15 protein-coding genes are annotated in these 14667 nt (G+C 60.3%); 2 read left to right on the forward strand and 13 right to left on the reverse strand.

All coding sequences use genetic code 11. From position 1 onward, the window contains the following. Positions 1-40 precede the first annotated feature (40 nt). From AC1DON_RS13670 to AC1DON_RS13695, 6 genes are all read right to left on the reverse strand, one after another. Positions 41-451: a death-on-curing protein gene (locus tag AC1DON_RS13670; protein WP_476935363.1), complete on the reverse strand. Its 411-nt coding sequence runs from the start codon at positions 449-451 to the stop codon at positions 41-43. 3 nt (positions 452-454) lie between these two features. Then, on the reverse strand, positions 455-676 hold the full coding sequence (locus AC1DON_RS13675) for an AbrB/MazE/SpoVT family DNA-binding domain-containing protein (RefSeq protein ID WP_476935364.1): 222 nt from the start codon (positions 674-676) through the stop codon (positions 455-457). A gap of 170 nt (positions 677-846) precedes the next feature. Next, the gene (locus tag AC1DON_RS13680; RefSeq protein ID WP_476935365.1) at positions 847-2448 is read right to left on the reverse strand and encodes a tryptophan halogenase family protein; all 1602 of its coding nucleotides are present in this window, start codon (positions 2446-2448) and stop codon (positions 847-849) included. Between the two features lie 157 nt (positions 2449-2605). Continuing rightward, positions 2606-4186 carry a tryptophan halogenase family protein gene (locus AC1DON_RS13685; protein ID WP_476935366.1) on the reverse strand — a complete coding sequence of 527 codons (1581 nt, stop codon included), beginning with the start codon at positions 4184-4186 and terminating at the stop codon, positions 2606-2608. A 99-nt stretch (positions 4187-4285) separates the two neighbouring features. Further along, on the reverse strand, positions 4286-5206 hold the full coding sequence (locus AC1DON_RS13690; protein ID WP_476935367.1) for a glycoside hydrolase family 16 protein: 921 nt from the start codon (positions 5204-5206) through the stop codon (positions 4286-4288). A gap of 127 nt (positions 5207-5333) precedes the next feature. Then, complete coding sequence (locus AC1DON_RS13695) at positions 5334-6923, reverse strand: sodium:solute symporter family transporter (RefSeq protein ID WP_476935368.1); 1590 nt, start codon at positions 6921-6923, stop codon at positions 5334-5336. A 264-nt stretch (positions 6924-7187) separates the two neighbouring features. Here AC1DON_RS13695 and AC1DON_RS13700 point away from each other — a divergent pair, with 264 nt between their 5' ends. Beyond that, entirely contained in the window at positions 7188-8093 is a 906-nt protein-coding gene (locus AC1DON_RS13700) for an NUDIX domain-containing protein (protein WP_476935369.1), read from the forward strand. Here AC1DON_RS13700 and AC1DON_RS13705 read toward each other — a convergent pair. The 4 genes from AC1DON_RS13705 to AC1DON_RS13720 form a co-directional block, all read right to left on the reverse strand. Next, positions 8038-8313, reverse strand: a complete 276-nt coding sequence (locus AC1DON_RS13705) for a type II toxin-antitoxin system RelE/ParE family toxin (protein ID WP_476935370.1) — start codon at positions 8311-8313, stop codon at positions 8038-8040. The genes AC1DON_RS13700 and AC1DON_RS13705 overlap by 56 nt on opposite strands. Beyond that, a complete protein-coding gene (locus tag AC1DON_RS13710) occupies positions 8310-8615 on the reverse strand; it encodes an antitoxin of toxin-antitoxin stability system (RefSeq protein ID WP_476935371.1) in 306 nt (101 codons plus the stop codon). The genes AC1DON_RS13705 and AC1DON_RS13710 overlap by 4 nt, the downstream gene beginning before the upstream one ends. Positions 8616-8768: 153 nt before the next feature. Continuing rightward, entirely contained in the window at positions 8769-9581 is an 813-nt protein-coding gene (locus AC1DON_RS13715) for a DODA-type extradiol aromatic ring-opening family dioxygenase (RefSeq protein WP_476935372.1), read from the reverse strand. A 58-nt stretch (positions 9582-9639) separates the two neighbouring features. After that, entirely contained in the window at positions 9640-10218 is a 579-nt protein-coding gene (locus tag AC1DON_RS13720) for a YceI family protein (protein ID WP_476935373.1), read from the reverse strand. A 310-nt stretch (positions 10219-10528) separates the two neighbouring features. On the opposite strand from AC1DON_RS13720, the gene AC1DON_RS13725 reads away from it, so the two are divergent. Further along, complete coding sequence (locus tag AC1DON_RS13725) at positions 10529-11062, forward strand: DUF1993 domain-containing protein (RefSeq protein ID WP_476935374.1); 534 nt, start codon at positions 10529-10531, stop codon at positions 11060-11062. A 64-nt stretch (positions 11063-11126) separates the two neighbouring features. Here the strand turns inward: AC1DON_RS13725 and AC1DON_RS13730 are convergent, their stop codons facing one another. From AC1DON_RS13730 to AC1DON_RS13740, 3 genes are all read right to left on the reverse strand, one after another. Then, positions 11127-11513, reverse strand: coding sequence for an OsmC family protein (locus tag AC1DON_RS13730; protein WP_476935375.1), 387 nt, complete (start codon positions 11511-11513; stop codon positions 11127-11129). Then, a complete protein-coding gene (gene wrbA / locus AC1DON_RS13735; RefSeq protein WP_476935376.1) occupies positions 11513-12112 on the reverse strand; it encodes an NAD(P)H:quinone oxidoreductase in 600 nt (199 codons plus the stop codon). Before wrbA ends, AC1DON_RS13730 begins: the two co-directional genes overlap by 1 nt. Before the next feature lie 231 nt (positions 12113-12343). After that, entirely contained in the window at positions 12344-14662 is a 2319-nt protein-coding gene (locus AC1DON_RS13740; protein WP_476935377.1) for a glycoside hydrolase family 3 C-terminal domain-containing protein, read from the reverse strand. Between the last annotated feature and the right edge of the window lie 5 nt (positions 14663-14667).

Consider the following 14667-nt stretch of genomic DNA (forward strand, 5'->3'; position numbering starts at 1 on the left):
CCCGTTAATTCCTCGATTTGCGCAAGTCTGCGGCCTTTTTCTATCCGGTTACGGTAGCCGCTGCACCTTCTGCCGGAATGATATGGCCGCGTATCCAGCTGGCGAAGGCCTCGGCGCTCAACTCGCCATTAGCGACGACTCCGAAACCGAGATAACAGGTCGTATCGTCGGCGACGAGACGGTAGCCGTTCTGCGACAGGAAGACTTCGATAGTCAGCAGCGCCGTCGTCAGGTTGTGACTCAGAAACAGCTCATCGTGGGCAAGGCCGAAGCCATAGCAAGCCGCGAGGCTGGCAAGATCAGCCGTCCGGCTTTCGCTCAGGGCCTCGGTGCGCGCCATCAGCATCCTGAGCATGCTGAGTTCCCGCAGGCCAGCCACGCCGCCGTATTCCGCGGCCAGTTCGGCCTGGATGGCGGAGATGATCCCGTCTTTCAGGAGTACGAACGCCACGGCCTATTTGCTCAGTTCGTTGAGAACGTTGCGGCGCTTGCGCATCAGCGTACGGGCGGTCTGCATCTGTTCGGCAAACTGAGGGTCCAACGCCGACAAGCGGAACCCTTCCGGAGTTTCGGTGATAAAAATGCTGTCGCCCTTATCCAGCTTCAGACGGATCAACAGCTCGCGCGGCAGGATGACGCCCAGTGAATTCCCGATCTTGGTGACCTTGAGTTCCATGCAAATAACGCCTTCGTGTCAATTATACCGATGTATTAACATCGATTTGCGCAAACGCCAAGGTGTGCGTTCCAACGTTTGTGAGACTCGGAGTCGATGCGTGTGTCATCGTGGGCACCGAAAGGTACCAAATTATGACTTAACACTTGGTTGACTATGTTGAGAAAGGTTTAGGCCCTCTTGGGCACAGCGACGTAGTTCTCTTTTGCCTTCTCCGTGAAGCCACCGGCATAGACCTGTTCGACGAGTTCGCGGTGCGCCGGGAGTTCCCGGGTCGCTTGTTCGCCAAAGCGAGCGATACGGGCAAAGGTGGCTTCGGCCGCTGCCTGGCGCGGGCTAAAGCCGCCGGCCTTGGCACTGATATCGGTGCGGAAGTTCATGCCGTACAGTATGTACTGATAGTTGAAATAGGAAAACGTATCGACGTCATCCATGAAGTCGAAACGCGACGGTGGCCGGTATTTCCACATGGCCAGGAGTTCGTTCAGTTCGTCCGGAATGGTGCGAACATCGGCATTGTCGCGCCAGAACGGCTCATGCCGTTTTGTGACACAGTAATGCAGCTTGAGGAAGTTGACGGTCTTCTCGTTGCGCAAGGTCATCAGCCGGTTGAAGGTCGCGGCTTGCGCATCAATCGGGCCGTCGTGCGGAAAGAATTCGGCCAGCATGCCGATGGCGACTTCGATCATCATGATGCCGGTGGCTTCCAGCGGCTCGAAGAAGCCGCCGGACAAGCCGATTGCAACACAGTTCTTGACCCACTGGGTTTCGCGATAGCCGGTGTCGAACTTGATCACCCGCGTCGAATAGTCGGTGCCCTTAGGGCCGACGTAATCCCGCAGGACCTCTTCGGCGCGGGCATCGCTGGTATGGGCGGACGAGTAGACATATCCGACGCCACGGCGGCTGTTGAGTCCGATGTCCCAGGTCCAGCCCGCCTCATGGCCGGTCGAAACCGTGTAGCTTTCAATAGGGCTATCCGGCGCGTCATATGGCACCTGGCAGGCAATGGCGCTGTCGGTCAGTAGCTGGTGCTTGACGGACCTGTATGGCGATTTCAGTGCCTTGCCGATCAGGACGGCGGCGAAACCGGTGCAGTCGATATAGAGGTCGGCGTCCAACTCGCCGTGACTGTCGGTAAGCACCGAGGCGATGGCGCCGTCACCAGCCAGTTTTACATCTGTGATCCGGCCCTGGAGGTGGGTGACGCCCAGGGAGGCCGCATGTTTCGCCAGCAGCTTGGCCAGCTTGGTGGCGTCGAAGTGGTAGGCGTAGTTGAGCGGCCCGGCGTAACCGCCCTGGTGCAGGCGCTTGGGGGCCTTCTGGGCTTCGGCGACGCGCTTCTGAAAGGTGACGGCCTCGGCGAACGGCATGCGCGTGGCCTCGTCTTCAAGCAGCCAGTAGGGCAGGAGGCCGGCGCCGTCGACGAAGTAGGGGGGATCGAACGGATGGAAATAATGGGCGTGCTGGCCGTTTCCGGGTGTCACTTCCCAGTCGACGAAGCGGATACCCTGTTTAAAGGTCGCGGTGGCCTCACGCAGGAAGGTTGCTTCATCGATGCCAAGCGTTTGCAGTGTCGTGCGGATGGTGGCGAAACTGCCTTCGCCGACACCGATAATGCTGATGTCGGGGCTTTCTATAAGGGTAATCCGGGGGCAGGTCGCCGGGTTCTGCCCCAGGACCTTGGCGAGATAGCAGGCTGTAAGCCAGCCGGCCGTGCCGCCGCCGGCAATCAGCACACGACGCGGCTGTAAGGTATTATGCGGTTCCACGGGTTTCCCGGCCTGTGAGGTACGATTGCCGGGCAGGCTAACATAGATTGGTATTATATCAATAGTACCAATTCGGGCGAGCTATATGCCGAAAAGTGTGTAGCGGTTTTGGCTGCGCCGAACGCTGTTTCGGCGAAATATCGCGATAAACAAAAGGCTAAGCCTTCTTCCCTGAAGAGACCTTGTCCTTCTGCCGGTCGATAAACCCGCTACGATAGACCTGTTCGATCAGTTCGCGGTGGGTGGGCAGGTCCTTGACGGCGTGTTCGCCAAAGGTCCGGACCTTCTCAAAAATCCTCTGGGCTGCCTCGATATTGGGGTAGGAACCGCTTGCCATTGTCAGGTCGGTGTCGAATTCCATGCCATACAGGATGTACTGGTAGCTGAAATAGGGGAAGGTCTCGACATCAGTGAGGAAATCGAAGCGCGAGGGTGGCCGGTGTGTCCACATCTGCAGCATGTGACGAAGCTCGGGCGGGATCGTCGCCTCGGCTATGTTGTCACGCCAGAACGGCTCATCGCGCTGCGTCAGGCAGTAGTGTAATTTAAGGAAGTTGACGATCTTCTCGCAGCGCTGGCGCATCAGCCGGTTGAACAGGTCGGCCGAGGCATCAATCCGGCCGTCGTGTGGGAAAAACTCCGCGATCATGCCGGCGGCGACCTCGATCATGATGATGCCCGTGGCTTCCAGCGGCTCGAAGAAACCCGCTGACAGGCCGACAGCGACGCAGTTCTTGACCCACTGGGTTTCGCGGTAACCTGGATCGAACCGGATAACGCGCGTTGATACGTCTTTTGCCATCGGTCCGGCATAGGTGCGGACGACCTCTTCGGCGCGCGCATCATCGGTGTGATCGGAACTGTAGACATAGCCGATGCCACGCCGCTCGCTGAGGCCGATGTCCCAGGTCCAGCCCGCTTCGTGGGCGGTGGCGACGGTATAGGAGTGAATAGGGCTCTTCGGCGCTTCGTAGGGTACCTGGCAGGTGATGGCCCGGTCGGTGAAGAGGTATTTTCGCACAGAGGTCTGCTGGACGCCCATCGCCTTGCCGATCAAAAGCGCGGCAAAGCCGGTGCAGTCGATATAGAGGTCGGCCTCGAGCGTCCCGTGTTCGGGAGAGGTCAGGCAGGCAATCGCGCCATCGTTGTCGAGCATCACGTCGTCTATCGTGCCGCGCAGGTGCTGCACACCCAGGGCGACGCCGCGCCGCTCCAGCAGCCGGGCAAATTTCACCGCGTCGAAGTGGTAGGCGAAGTTCAGAGGGCCCGAAAAGTTGCCCTCGTAGGGCCGCTTGGGCGCCCTGTCGGCGTCGGCGACCTTGGGCTGGAAGGTGACGGCTTCGGCGAAGGGCGCGCGCGTCCCTTTGTCCTGAAGCAACCAGTAGGGCATGAGCCCGGCGCCCTCGACCCAGTAGGGTGCGTCGAAGGGGTGAAGGTAGTGCTTGTGCTGGCCGTCCTTGGGGGCATGCAGCCAGTCGACGAACTTGATACCTTGCTTGTAGGTCGCAGTCGTTTCGCGCAGGAAGGTCGCCTCTTCGATGCCAAGCGTCTGCAGTGTGGTGCGGATGGTCGGGAAGGTGCCTTCGCCGACGCCGATGACGCCGATTTCCGGGCTCTCGATCAGGGTGATGGTCGGGGTGCGGCCGGGCTCATGACCCAGGACCTTCGCCAGGTAGCATGCCGTCAGCCAGCCCGCTGTGCCGCCGCCGGCGATCAGGATGCTGCGTGGCGATGTCATAAGGCGCTATCCCCGTTGGCTTTTCAGGAACAGCTAACATGAGCAGGCACACGGCGACAAGCGCGCCGTGTGCCTTATTGTTACGAAGGTGGGGGAGGGCTATGGTTTTGTATAAACGCGGACGTAATCGACCTTGAATTGCCAGGGCAGGGAGGCATCGTCCACACCGCTGACTCCGCCGAAGTCGCCACCGACCGCCAGGTTCAGGATCAGGAATTGCGGGTGGATGAAGGGCCACTTGGTGTAGTCGCCGCTGCCGTCATTGCGGAAACTGAAATAGTTGCGGCCGTCGATTCCCATGGTGACGCGATCGGCGGTCCAGGTCATCTCATAGACGTGCCAGGCATTGCAGGCGTCGGCCACGTCGGTCAGCACGCTCTTCTGGGTGTTGATCGAATGGTAATAGGCACGGGTGTGAACGCTTTGGTAGATCTTGCCGGCATTCCACCCGACATATTCCATAATGTCGATCTCGCCGTCATCGGGCCACGAATTGTACGGCGCTGACGGCAACTGCCATATGGCTGGCCACGAACCGCGCGGGCAGGTGACATAGGCGCGGCTTTCGACGTGGCCGTACTGATAGCTCATTTTCGACAACAGACGCGCGGACGTGTAGGCCTGTCCACCCCAGTCGGCATTGCCGTTAAGCGACTCCTTCCGTGCCTCGATAATCAGGTTGCCGCTCTCGACGCGGGCATTTTCCGGACGATTGGCCGAATAGTACTGCTTCTCGTTGTTGAACCAGCCCTCCTTGTTGCGGACGGTGTCATAGCTCCACTTGGTTGGATCGGGCAGGCCGTCCGTATTGAATTCATCTGACCAGTGCAGCGTGTAACCGGCGGGGATGCCGCCGGGTTCGTTGATTTGGGTCGGGCCAGGACCGCTGGCGGACGAGGTCGACGAACTGCTGGCTGCGCCTCCGCCGGTGCTTTGTGCCGATCCGCCGCCGCAGGCCGCGAGCGCGGCAAAGCTTAAGGTAACGGCGATGGTGGTGCGCAGTCGGTAGGTGGCTGTCATGGCGTTTCCTCTTTTTTCAACTAATGACATCGATGACATTTTGCTGCAACGTGTTTTTCACATGGTGGGATTAAGCGATATACAAAAAAGGGTTCGCGGTTTTTGGCTAAACATCGCGGCAAAAAAACTAGAAGAAGGCGATGACGACAGCGCCCGTGATGACCAGCAGACCAATCGAGAGAATGCGGTAGTTCTGATACCATTTTACCGTCCGCAGATGGGCGGTTTCGGTGTCCCAGATTTCCTTTGAGAACATCAGCGGAATGATGCGGTCGGGATCAGGCGCCTGACCGTAGCGGTTGCCAATGAAGAGCGCGGCAAGGCTGACAGAGAAGATGACGATGGCGGCCAGCAGAAAGTGCAGGTTTATGATCTTGAATGCGATGTCATCGGCAAAGAGGATAATGCTGGCGGCCGTGCCGAAGGCAAGCGCCGCAGCGGCGCCCGTGGAGTTGGCGCGTTTCAGGAACAGTCCGCAGATAAAGACAGCGGCGATCGGCGGCACGAAATAGCACAAAATGGACTGAAGATACTGCCACAGTGTGTCCTTGAAATGAACGATCTGGGGCGCCCACAAGATGGACAGGGCCATGACCGCGACCGTTGTCACCTGGCCGGTGCGGACCAGGCTCATCTCACCCATGTCGGGCTTAAGCCGGCGAATGAAGTCCATGGTCACCAGTGTCGAAGTGGCATTGTAGATGCCGGACAGGCCGGACAGGACGGAGATCAGGCAGGCGGCGACAATCAGTCCGATCAGGCCATGCGGCAGGATGTCGAAGACGATGTGCGAAAAGACCTGATCCGGATTGTCGAGGTCGGGGAACAGGGCAATCGTCGCGGCCCCCGGCAGGACGACGAGGAACAGGGTGGTCAGTTTCAGCGCACCGCCCATCAAGCTGCCCCAGCGGCCGTCGTCGAGCGTGCGGGCGGCCAGGACGCGCTGGACCATGGTCTGGTTGGTGCACCAGAAGTAGAAGCCGATCAAGGGTACACCGGTGAGCAGGCCGGTCCACGGCATGGACGGATCGTCGGCCGGCTTGATCAGCTTCAGGTTTTCGGGACTGACATTGCTGAGCGCTGTTTCCCATCCGCCAGCGGCATTGAAGGTGAACCAGGCGATGGCCGCACAGGTCACGACGAGGACCAGCCCCTGCACCGACTCGACCATCAGCACGGCGCGCAGGCCGCCTGCGACGAGGAAGCCACCAGCCAGCAGGGCCAGCAGGGTACACACCTGCCACAGCGCCCACCCAGGAAACAGAAGCTGAAATAATACCGCGCCGGCGAACAGCCCGCCGGCGGCATCGAGGAAGATGCCAAGCACGATCGACAGCGCTGAGACATAGGTGCGAACAAAGCGGCCATAGCGCAGTTCCAGGAACTCCGGCACGGTAAAGACCTGGCTGCGGATATAGGTCGGCAGGACGAAGGCGCAGAATACGGTCAGGACGACCGCCGCGCTCCATTCGTAATTAAAGACGGAAATGCCGTGGGCATAGGCGCTGCCGGTCAGCCCGACCAGCGAGGTCACCGATATGGTCGAGGCGTAGAGCGAGAAGCCGATCTTGGGCCAGGCTGCCGAATTGCCGCCCAGGAAGTGGTCGCGCGCCTTCAGCGTCCGGCGCTTGTCGAACCAGCCATAAAGCAGCAGTGCGGCGAAATAGGCGAGGATGATCCCGATATCGAGCAGGCTTAAGGCGGAGGCCTGAAACATAAAGCGGGACCCTGACTTTGTTATGATTCTGGGTTGGGATGATGTTTTCCAAACACCAGTCTGACCCAGATATTTGTTTTGTCGCGATATTTCGTCAAAAACCGCTACACACGTTTTGACACATCGCCCTGTGCGCCTTTATCGGCAGTACACCACATAATGACGAATTTAAAAGCGAAATTGCCAAGGTGCGCCGGTGTGTGAAACCCCGATAATTGCGTGGCCGCCAAAGCAGGATGTAGCTGACAGAATCGGAGAGCCGACATGCCTGAAACTGTAATCCGCGGCCGTTTCGCACCGCCAACTTTGGAAGCCATCGCGGTCATCCGGCACGCCCTGTCATCCGGCAGGGTAGAGGTCGTCGTGACCTGCGCGGACCTGGCAAGGTCTAGCCGCCTGCCGTGGACGGTAGCTGATCGGGTGGATATGCTGCGCCTGGCCCTGGGCGAAGATGCGGGACAGATAACGATTTCGCAGGCCGACGGTCGCCAGGGCGAAACGATCGTGCACGACGCGGCCCTGGTTCCGGCCTTTCTGAACGGCGAGGATATGCCCGTACCGGCGGCAGTCGCCGAGTGGCTGGATGCGTTCCGCCGTACGGACGACTTCGTGCAAATGGTCAAGGAAGCGCGTTATGTCGAGGACTATAAACGCGCCTGGGCGGCCGCGCCGTATCCCGTGACCCTGGTGACGGTCGATACTGTCATCGTCCATGCTGATCCGCACGGTGTGCCACATGTCTTGCTCATACGGCGCGGCGGCATTCCCGGTAGCGGCAATTACGCTGTGCCTGGTGGCTTCATCGAGCCGGACGAATATCTTCTGACCTCGGCGCTGCGGGAGCTGCGCGAGGAAACCGGCCTCGTACTATCCGATGCCGAAGCGATCGAGCGGCTTAGGGGCCGTTACGTTTTTGACGATCCGGAGCGGTCGTCGCGTGGACGTGTCATTACGCATGGCTTCCACTTTGACTTCCCGGCAGGTCCGTTGCCGGACGTCGAAGGTCTTGATGATGCCGTCGAAGCGCGGTGGGTACCGGTGGCGGACCTGGCGCAATATCACGGCCAGTTCTTCGAGGACCATGGCGCCATTCTCAGGCACTTCCTGAATCCGATTAAGTCCGACGCGCCGTGTGGCGGAACTGCAGAATCTGAATATTTTCGCCGATGATGCGGTAGGTAACGACAAATGGCGTGCGATTGATCGACAGTTCGCGCGTATTCTTTTTCCGGCCCGGCCGTCCGAGGTGCGGATGCGTCAAAAGCCGGGTCGTCTGTTTCTGAACTTCGGCCAGTTGCTTGAGTGCGGCGCGGATGCTTAATTGCGCGACATGTTCCAGCGCCGCGTCGCGAGCTTCACGCGCGTCCTCTGTCCAATAGATTGCGCTCATTCTGCGTCAGGATTTTCTGCAAGACGTTTCAGTAAAGACTGGCGCTGACGCTCCATATCGGCGACGACTTCTTCGTGCGGGATCCATTTCGTATTCGGATTGTCGGCGGTCGCGATGGCGCGGTCGAGGTCGGCGTCGAGCCATTCGTCGTATTCGCGCTGGTCCTGCTGCTTTCTGACGAATTCGCGCATGAAGTCGCGGACGATCTGGGAGGCCGGGCGATGGCTTTCGGCGGCTTCCTTCATGAAGGCATCACGCAGGTCTGCTTCGAGCTTGAGCGTAAAGACGGCTTCCTTGGACATGACGGGCCTCGTGAACCAGAGCAATATGCCAAAGAGTGTGCAGCGGTTTTTGGCTAAATATTGCGATAAAAATTAGGTACTGACGACGTATATACCACGTCAGTACCTAATTTTCAATCTTACCATATGCTCAATGTGAGCGATTGGCTTTCCTTATGCGCTGGCGGCGCCAAATTGAAAGGCAGTCAAGGCAATACCCGTCGCGCCAAGATCGTCCTCGTGATAGGTGACGGCGGCTTCATCGCCGTCGGCCGCACCGGCCACGACCATGAGCGGGATCAAATGGTCTTCGCGCGGGTGGCAGTCATGGGCGCTGGGTGCCGAGGCCCAGTTGACCAGGCCTTGCGGATCGGACAGCACGGTATCGCGCAGCCAGGCGTCGAAGGCGTGCGAGGCTGGGCCGCTGTTGTTGGCCGGGTCGCGGCCCATCAGGCGCGGGATGCTGTGAAAGCTCATACCGCTGCCGATGATGAGCACGCCTTCGTCGCGCAACGGAGCCAGCGCCCGGCCGATAGCCATGTGCTCGGCCGGATTAAGCGGCGCCTTCATGGACAACTGAATGGTCGGAATGCCTGCATCGGGCCACGCCATAAGCATGGGAATAAAGACGCCGTGGTCGAAGTCGCGGCTGTGGTCGGCCTTGACTGTGATGCCGGCAGCGGCTGCCAGTTCGGTAACACGCGCAGCCAGTTCGGGCGCACCCGGCGCCGGCCAGTTGAGGCGATAGGTGTGTTCGGGAAAGCCGTAATAGTCGTAGAGCAGACCCGGTGCGGGCTTGGTCTGGACGGTGAAGTCGGCCTGTTCCCAGTGCGCAGAAACGATCAGCAGGGCCTTGGGCGCGCCGGTATCCTGCGGCAGGCGTTTCAGGTAGGCGCCCATGACGTCCCACATGCGGGGCGGATTCCAGTCCATGAAGAAGCACGGACCGCCACCATGTGGAATATAGACGACAGGCATCCGTGACATGGTTGTTCCTCACACAAATGATTTGGGGGCGGTGTAACCCGCCCCCTGGTATGCAATTCTACTTCGGCAGGTTCAGTTCGGAAGAGATTTCCAGGTCGATCTCATCGCTGACTGCGGGAACGAAGCGCGAGATACCGAATTCGCTGCGCTTGATCGTACCCTTGGCATTGAAGCCGGCCTTCTTCTTGTCGTCGGTGATCTTGTTGAGCGTGACGTCGAGCGTGACCGGCTTGGTGACGCCGTGCAGGGTCAGGTCGCCGGTGACCTTGGCGGTCTTGGCGCCGGTGACGTCGACCTTGGTGCTCTTGAAGGTCGCGGTCGGGAACTGCGCGGCATCGAAGAAGTCGGGCGTCTTCAGGTGGTTATCGAGCGCAGCGACGCCGGTGTTGATGCCATCGATGGCGAAGGAGACGTCGACCTTGGACGTTGCCGGAGCAGCTTCGTCGAGCACGACTGTGCCGACGGCGTTCATGAACTTGCCGTTCATGCGGGACAGGCCGCCACCATGATTCCAGGTGAAGGTCACCGAGGTGTGGGTCGGTTCGATATTGTAGGTGACCGGCGCGGCAAAGGCGGCGGTGCCAACAAAGGCGAGGGCGACGGCGGAGGCGGCAAGCAAGGATTTGATGGCATTCATGGCGGGTCTCTCTCTCATCAGACTTTTGGCATCTGGCTTCAGTATCGGCGCAGGGGAGCAGCGCCTCTATTCGTAACAATAATAGTTACTGTTTGACATTTCAAGAGGGGCTTTACGAACCCCCTGAAATTTTTCGCGTGATGATACCGCCTGACAATTGCGTCCATCCTGTGGCAGTTGCAAATGAGAATACGGAAGCGGCCGAACAGACTTATCCCCAGGCTCTGCACTTATAACCGTAACAGTGTCTCCTATATATGAGCCGCCACTCCGGCCTAAGCTCAACCACCTGACCACAGAGAGGATTTCCATGTCCCAGGCGTCCGCGGTTCTAGAACACGCGCAGATCAATATGTACGCGGCCACAGTGCCCGTCGTGCTGAACGGTCTTAACAATCTGAAGAAGATCCTGACGAAGGCCGAGACCTGGGCGACCGAAAAGGGCGTCAAGGAGGAGACGGTTCTCAATGCGCGCCTGGCGCTTGACATGCTGCCCTTCGCCAAGCAGATCCAGCTTGTCAGCGATACCGCAAAGGGGGCTGCGGCCCGCCTGGCTGGCGTCGAGGTGCCGAGCTATGCCGATACGGAAACGACCTTTGCCGAATTGCACGAACGTCTGCAAAAGACGATCGATTTCGTCAAGTCGGTCGATGTCAAGGGCTTCGAAGGCGCCGAGTCCCGACAGATCGTGATGAAGTTCCCGAGCCGGACGATGGAATTCACCGGCCTGGCCTACCTGACCGGCTTTGCCATTCCGAACTTCTTCTTCCACGTCACCACGGCCTACGCCATCCTGCGCCACTCGGGCGTGCCACTGGGCAAGCCTGACTTCCTGGGTGGCTAAGCAAGCTTACGCTGAAAAAAGAAACCTCCGGACGCGCATGTCCGGAGGTTTTTTACTTTAGAATTCAGCCCCGTGTCGTATTGATCGTCAGGCCGTTTTTCAGGGTCTTGGTGACCGGTGTGCGTTCGCACACGTCAAGCAGGCGCGCGACCTGCGCCTCATCGAGATCGCCGGTCAGGGTCACGACCCGGTCGATGATCTCCTTGTCCTCGATGCGATAGAAGTGCAGGGCGACGTCGGCGATCTTGAGGTCCCACCCCTTGCGTTCGGCGTACATGCGCAGCGTAATGGCGGTGCACGCACTTAGAGACGCCAGCAGCAGATCGTAGGGCGCGGGCCCGACGTTCTTGCCGCCGTTGTCGGCCGGTTCGTCGCTGGTCAGGCTGTGCCCGCCGGCGACGATCTGCGTCGCGTAGTCGTCGGTGCCGATATGGGCTGTGGCACGTGCCATCAGCCATGCACCTTGAGGGCGACTTCAGCAACGCGGCGACCCTGATAGCGCGCGCCTTCCAGCTCGTTCGCGCTGGGCTGGCGCGAACCGTCGCCGCCGGTGATGGTCGTGGCGCCGTAGGGCGAGCCGCCGGTGACTTCATCCAGCTTCATCTGGCCGGCGAAGCCATAGTTCAGGCCGACGATGGTCATACCATAATGGAGCATATTGGTGATGATCGACAGCAGCGTCGTTTCCTGTCCGCCATGCTGGGTAGCTGTCGATGAGAAGGCGCCGCCAATCTTGCCGTGCAAGGCGCCGCGTGCCCACAGGCCACCCGTCTTGTCGAGGAAGGCAGTCATTTGCGACGCCATGCGGCCATAGCGTGTGCCAACGCCGATGATGATGGCGTCGTAATCGGCCAGTTCATCGACCGTGGCGATCGGGGCTTCCTGGTCGAGTTTGTAGTGTGACGCCTTGGCGATGTCGTCCGGGACGGTTTCGGGGACGCGCTTGATGATGGCTTCAGCGCCGGCCTCAATCACGCCTTCGGCGACGGCCTTGGCCATGGTCTCGATGTGGCCATAGGCGGAATAGTAGAGAACGAGGACCTTGGTCATGGCTGAATATCCTTTTGCTGCCGGTTAGCGTGCCGTAACTAAGTCGGTTACATATAAGATTGCAAGCTCGCTTTTTAGTGATCACAAGGATGTTAGGAGCGGCCTAAAGCCCCTCACCCGATCGCCTTCGTTTCACTCGGCTCTCGTCCTCTCCCCTCAAGAGGGGAGAGGTGAAGCATAAAAACGCCGCCTGTGGAAAAACAGGCGGCGTTTTCATCTTGATGTCACGACTTACTGGCCGCGAACGTTGAGCGTCTGCTGGGAAAGCGTGACGGTCGCCGTCTGGGTCAGGTCGGTAGCTGAGTTGCCGGTCAGGACCTTGTAGGTACCGGCCTTGACCGTCCAGGTCTTGGATGCCGAGTCATAGGTCGCCAGCAGACGCGGATCGACGTCGAGTGACAGGTCTTTCGCTTCGCCGGGCTTCAGGTCGACCTTGGCGAAGGCACCGAGGCGCTTGGGCGCTTCCCAGCCTGCATCCGCCGATGGCGAGACATAAACCTGAACGGCGTCCTTGCCGGCGACCTTGCCGGTATTGGTGATGCGCACCGACACCTTGAGGCCCTTGCCCGAGGCTTGCGCCGACAGGTTGGAAGCTGCAAAGGTCGTGTAGCTCAGGCCGTGGCCGAAGGCGAAAAGGGGCTTCAGGCCCTTCTTGTCGAACCACTTGTAGCCGATGGCAGCGCCTTCGATGTTGTAGTTGCTCATCGGGTGCGAGTCGCTGTCGAGCTTCGGATCGCCTTCCAGGACCGGGCGCGGCGTCTGGGCCAGCGAGGCCGGGAATGTCGCCGGCAGGTGGCCCGACGGATTGACTTCGCCGGTCAGGACGCGAGCGATGGCTTCGCCGCCGGCCGTGCCGGGATACCAGGCTTCTAACACAGCGCCGACCTTCGACAACCAGGGCATGACGACCGGTCCGCCGGTCTGCAGGACGACGACCGTCTTCTTGTTGGCGCCGGCGACCGTGTCGATAAGCCTGTCCTGGTTGTCCGGCAGGTTCAGGTCCGGCGCGTCGATCGACTCACCCGTCCACTGCTCCGCAAAGACCAGCACGATATCGGCCTTCCTGGCCGCCGCTGCCGTCGCCTTCAGGTCCTTGCCGTCGAGATAGGTGACGGTGGCCGAGCTGCGGGCCTGGATGCCCTTCATCGGTGATGACGGATACCAGACCTTCGGGCCGGGGAACCCCTTGCCGAATTCGTCGGCGACGGGCGAGCCGCCGACGGGATAAACCTGGCTGGAGCCGCCGCCCGACAGAACGCCGACATCGGCGTGAGCGCCGACGATCAGGATCGACTTGGCCGTCTTGCTGAGCGGCAGGAGGCCTGGCGTGTTCTTGAGCAGAACGATCGCTTCTTCGGCATCGGCCTGGGTAATCGCGGCGTGCGCCTTGAGGTCGATGCTTGATCCCTGGTCGCCCTTGACCGGGTTGTCGAACAGGCCGGTTTCGAACATGGCCCACAGGATGCGGCGGGCCATGTCATTGGCGCGCTCTTGCGAGACGTAGCCGTTGTTGACGGCTTCGCGCAGCGCACCCTCGAAATAGTTCGAGCGATCGAATGCCCAGCCCGATTGCTGGTCCAGGCCCTGGTTGGCGGCCGGGATGGTCGAATGGGTCGCGCCCCAGTCCGACATGACGTAGCCCTTGAAGCCCCAGTCGGTCTTCAGGACCTGGTTGAGCAGCCAGTCGTTTTCGCAGGCATAGAAGCCGTTGACGCGGTTATAGGCGCACATGACCGAGGCCGGCTTGCCGACTTCATAGGCGATCTGGAAGGCCAGCAGGTCGCTTTCGCGCGCGGCCTTGTCCGTGATCTGGTGGTCCATGTTGAAACGGTTGGTCTCCTGACCGTTGAAAGCGTAGTGCTTCATGGTCGTGATGACGTTGTTCGACTGGATGCCGGCCATCTCCTTGCCGGTGATAACACCCGACAGAAGCGGGTCTTCGCCGCCATATTCGAAGTTGCGGCCGTTGCGGGCTTCGCGCAGCAGGTTCATGCCGCCGGCCAGCTGGACATTGAAGCCCGAAAGGTAGGCTTCGCGGCCGATCATTGCGCCGCCAGCAAAGGCGACGTCCGGGTTCCAGGTCGCGGCCGTGGCAATGCCCGATGGCAGGGCCGTACGGCCACGCGGCAGGTCGGCGGACTTGTCGGAGGCGGGCACGGTCTGGGTCGCGACGCCGACGCCGGCGTCGGTCTGCCACTGGTTAGGGATGCCCAGGCGCGGCACGCCCGGGACAAAGCCGGCCGAGAAAGGCAGGCCTTCTTCGGGCACGACGAAGTTCTTGATCTTACCGATCTGCCACGGCGCCTTGGTCGAGAAGTAGCCGAAGGTCAGCTGCAGCTTTTCGGTCAGGGTCATTTCCTTGAGGATGAGGTCGGCGCGCTGTTCGGCGCTCAGGGCCTTGTTCATCCACGGGCGGTCAGCCGGCGCATCGGTCGGCGTGGCCGCGGCCTTGGGCGCATTATTGGTCGTGTTGGTCTGAGCCGAGGCAGCCATAGGCGCCAGGGCAATCAGGGCTGAGGCGCTCAAAAGAGCAAATTTGTTCAATGTCATGCAGG

It is taken from the genome of Asticcacaulis sp. P4_H10, assembly GCF_056400965.1.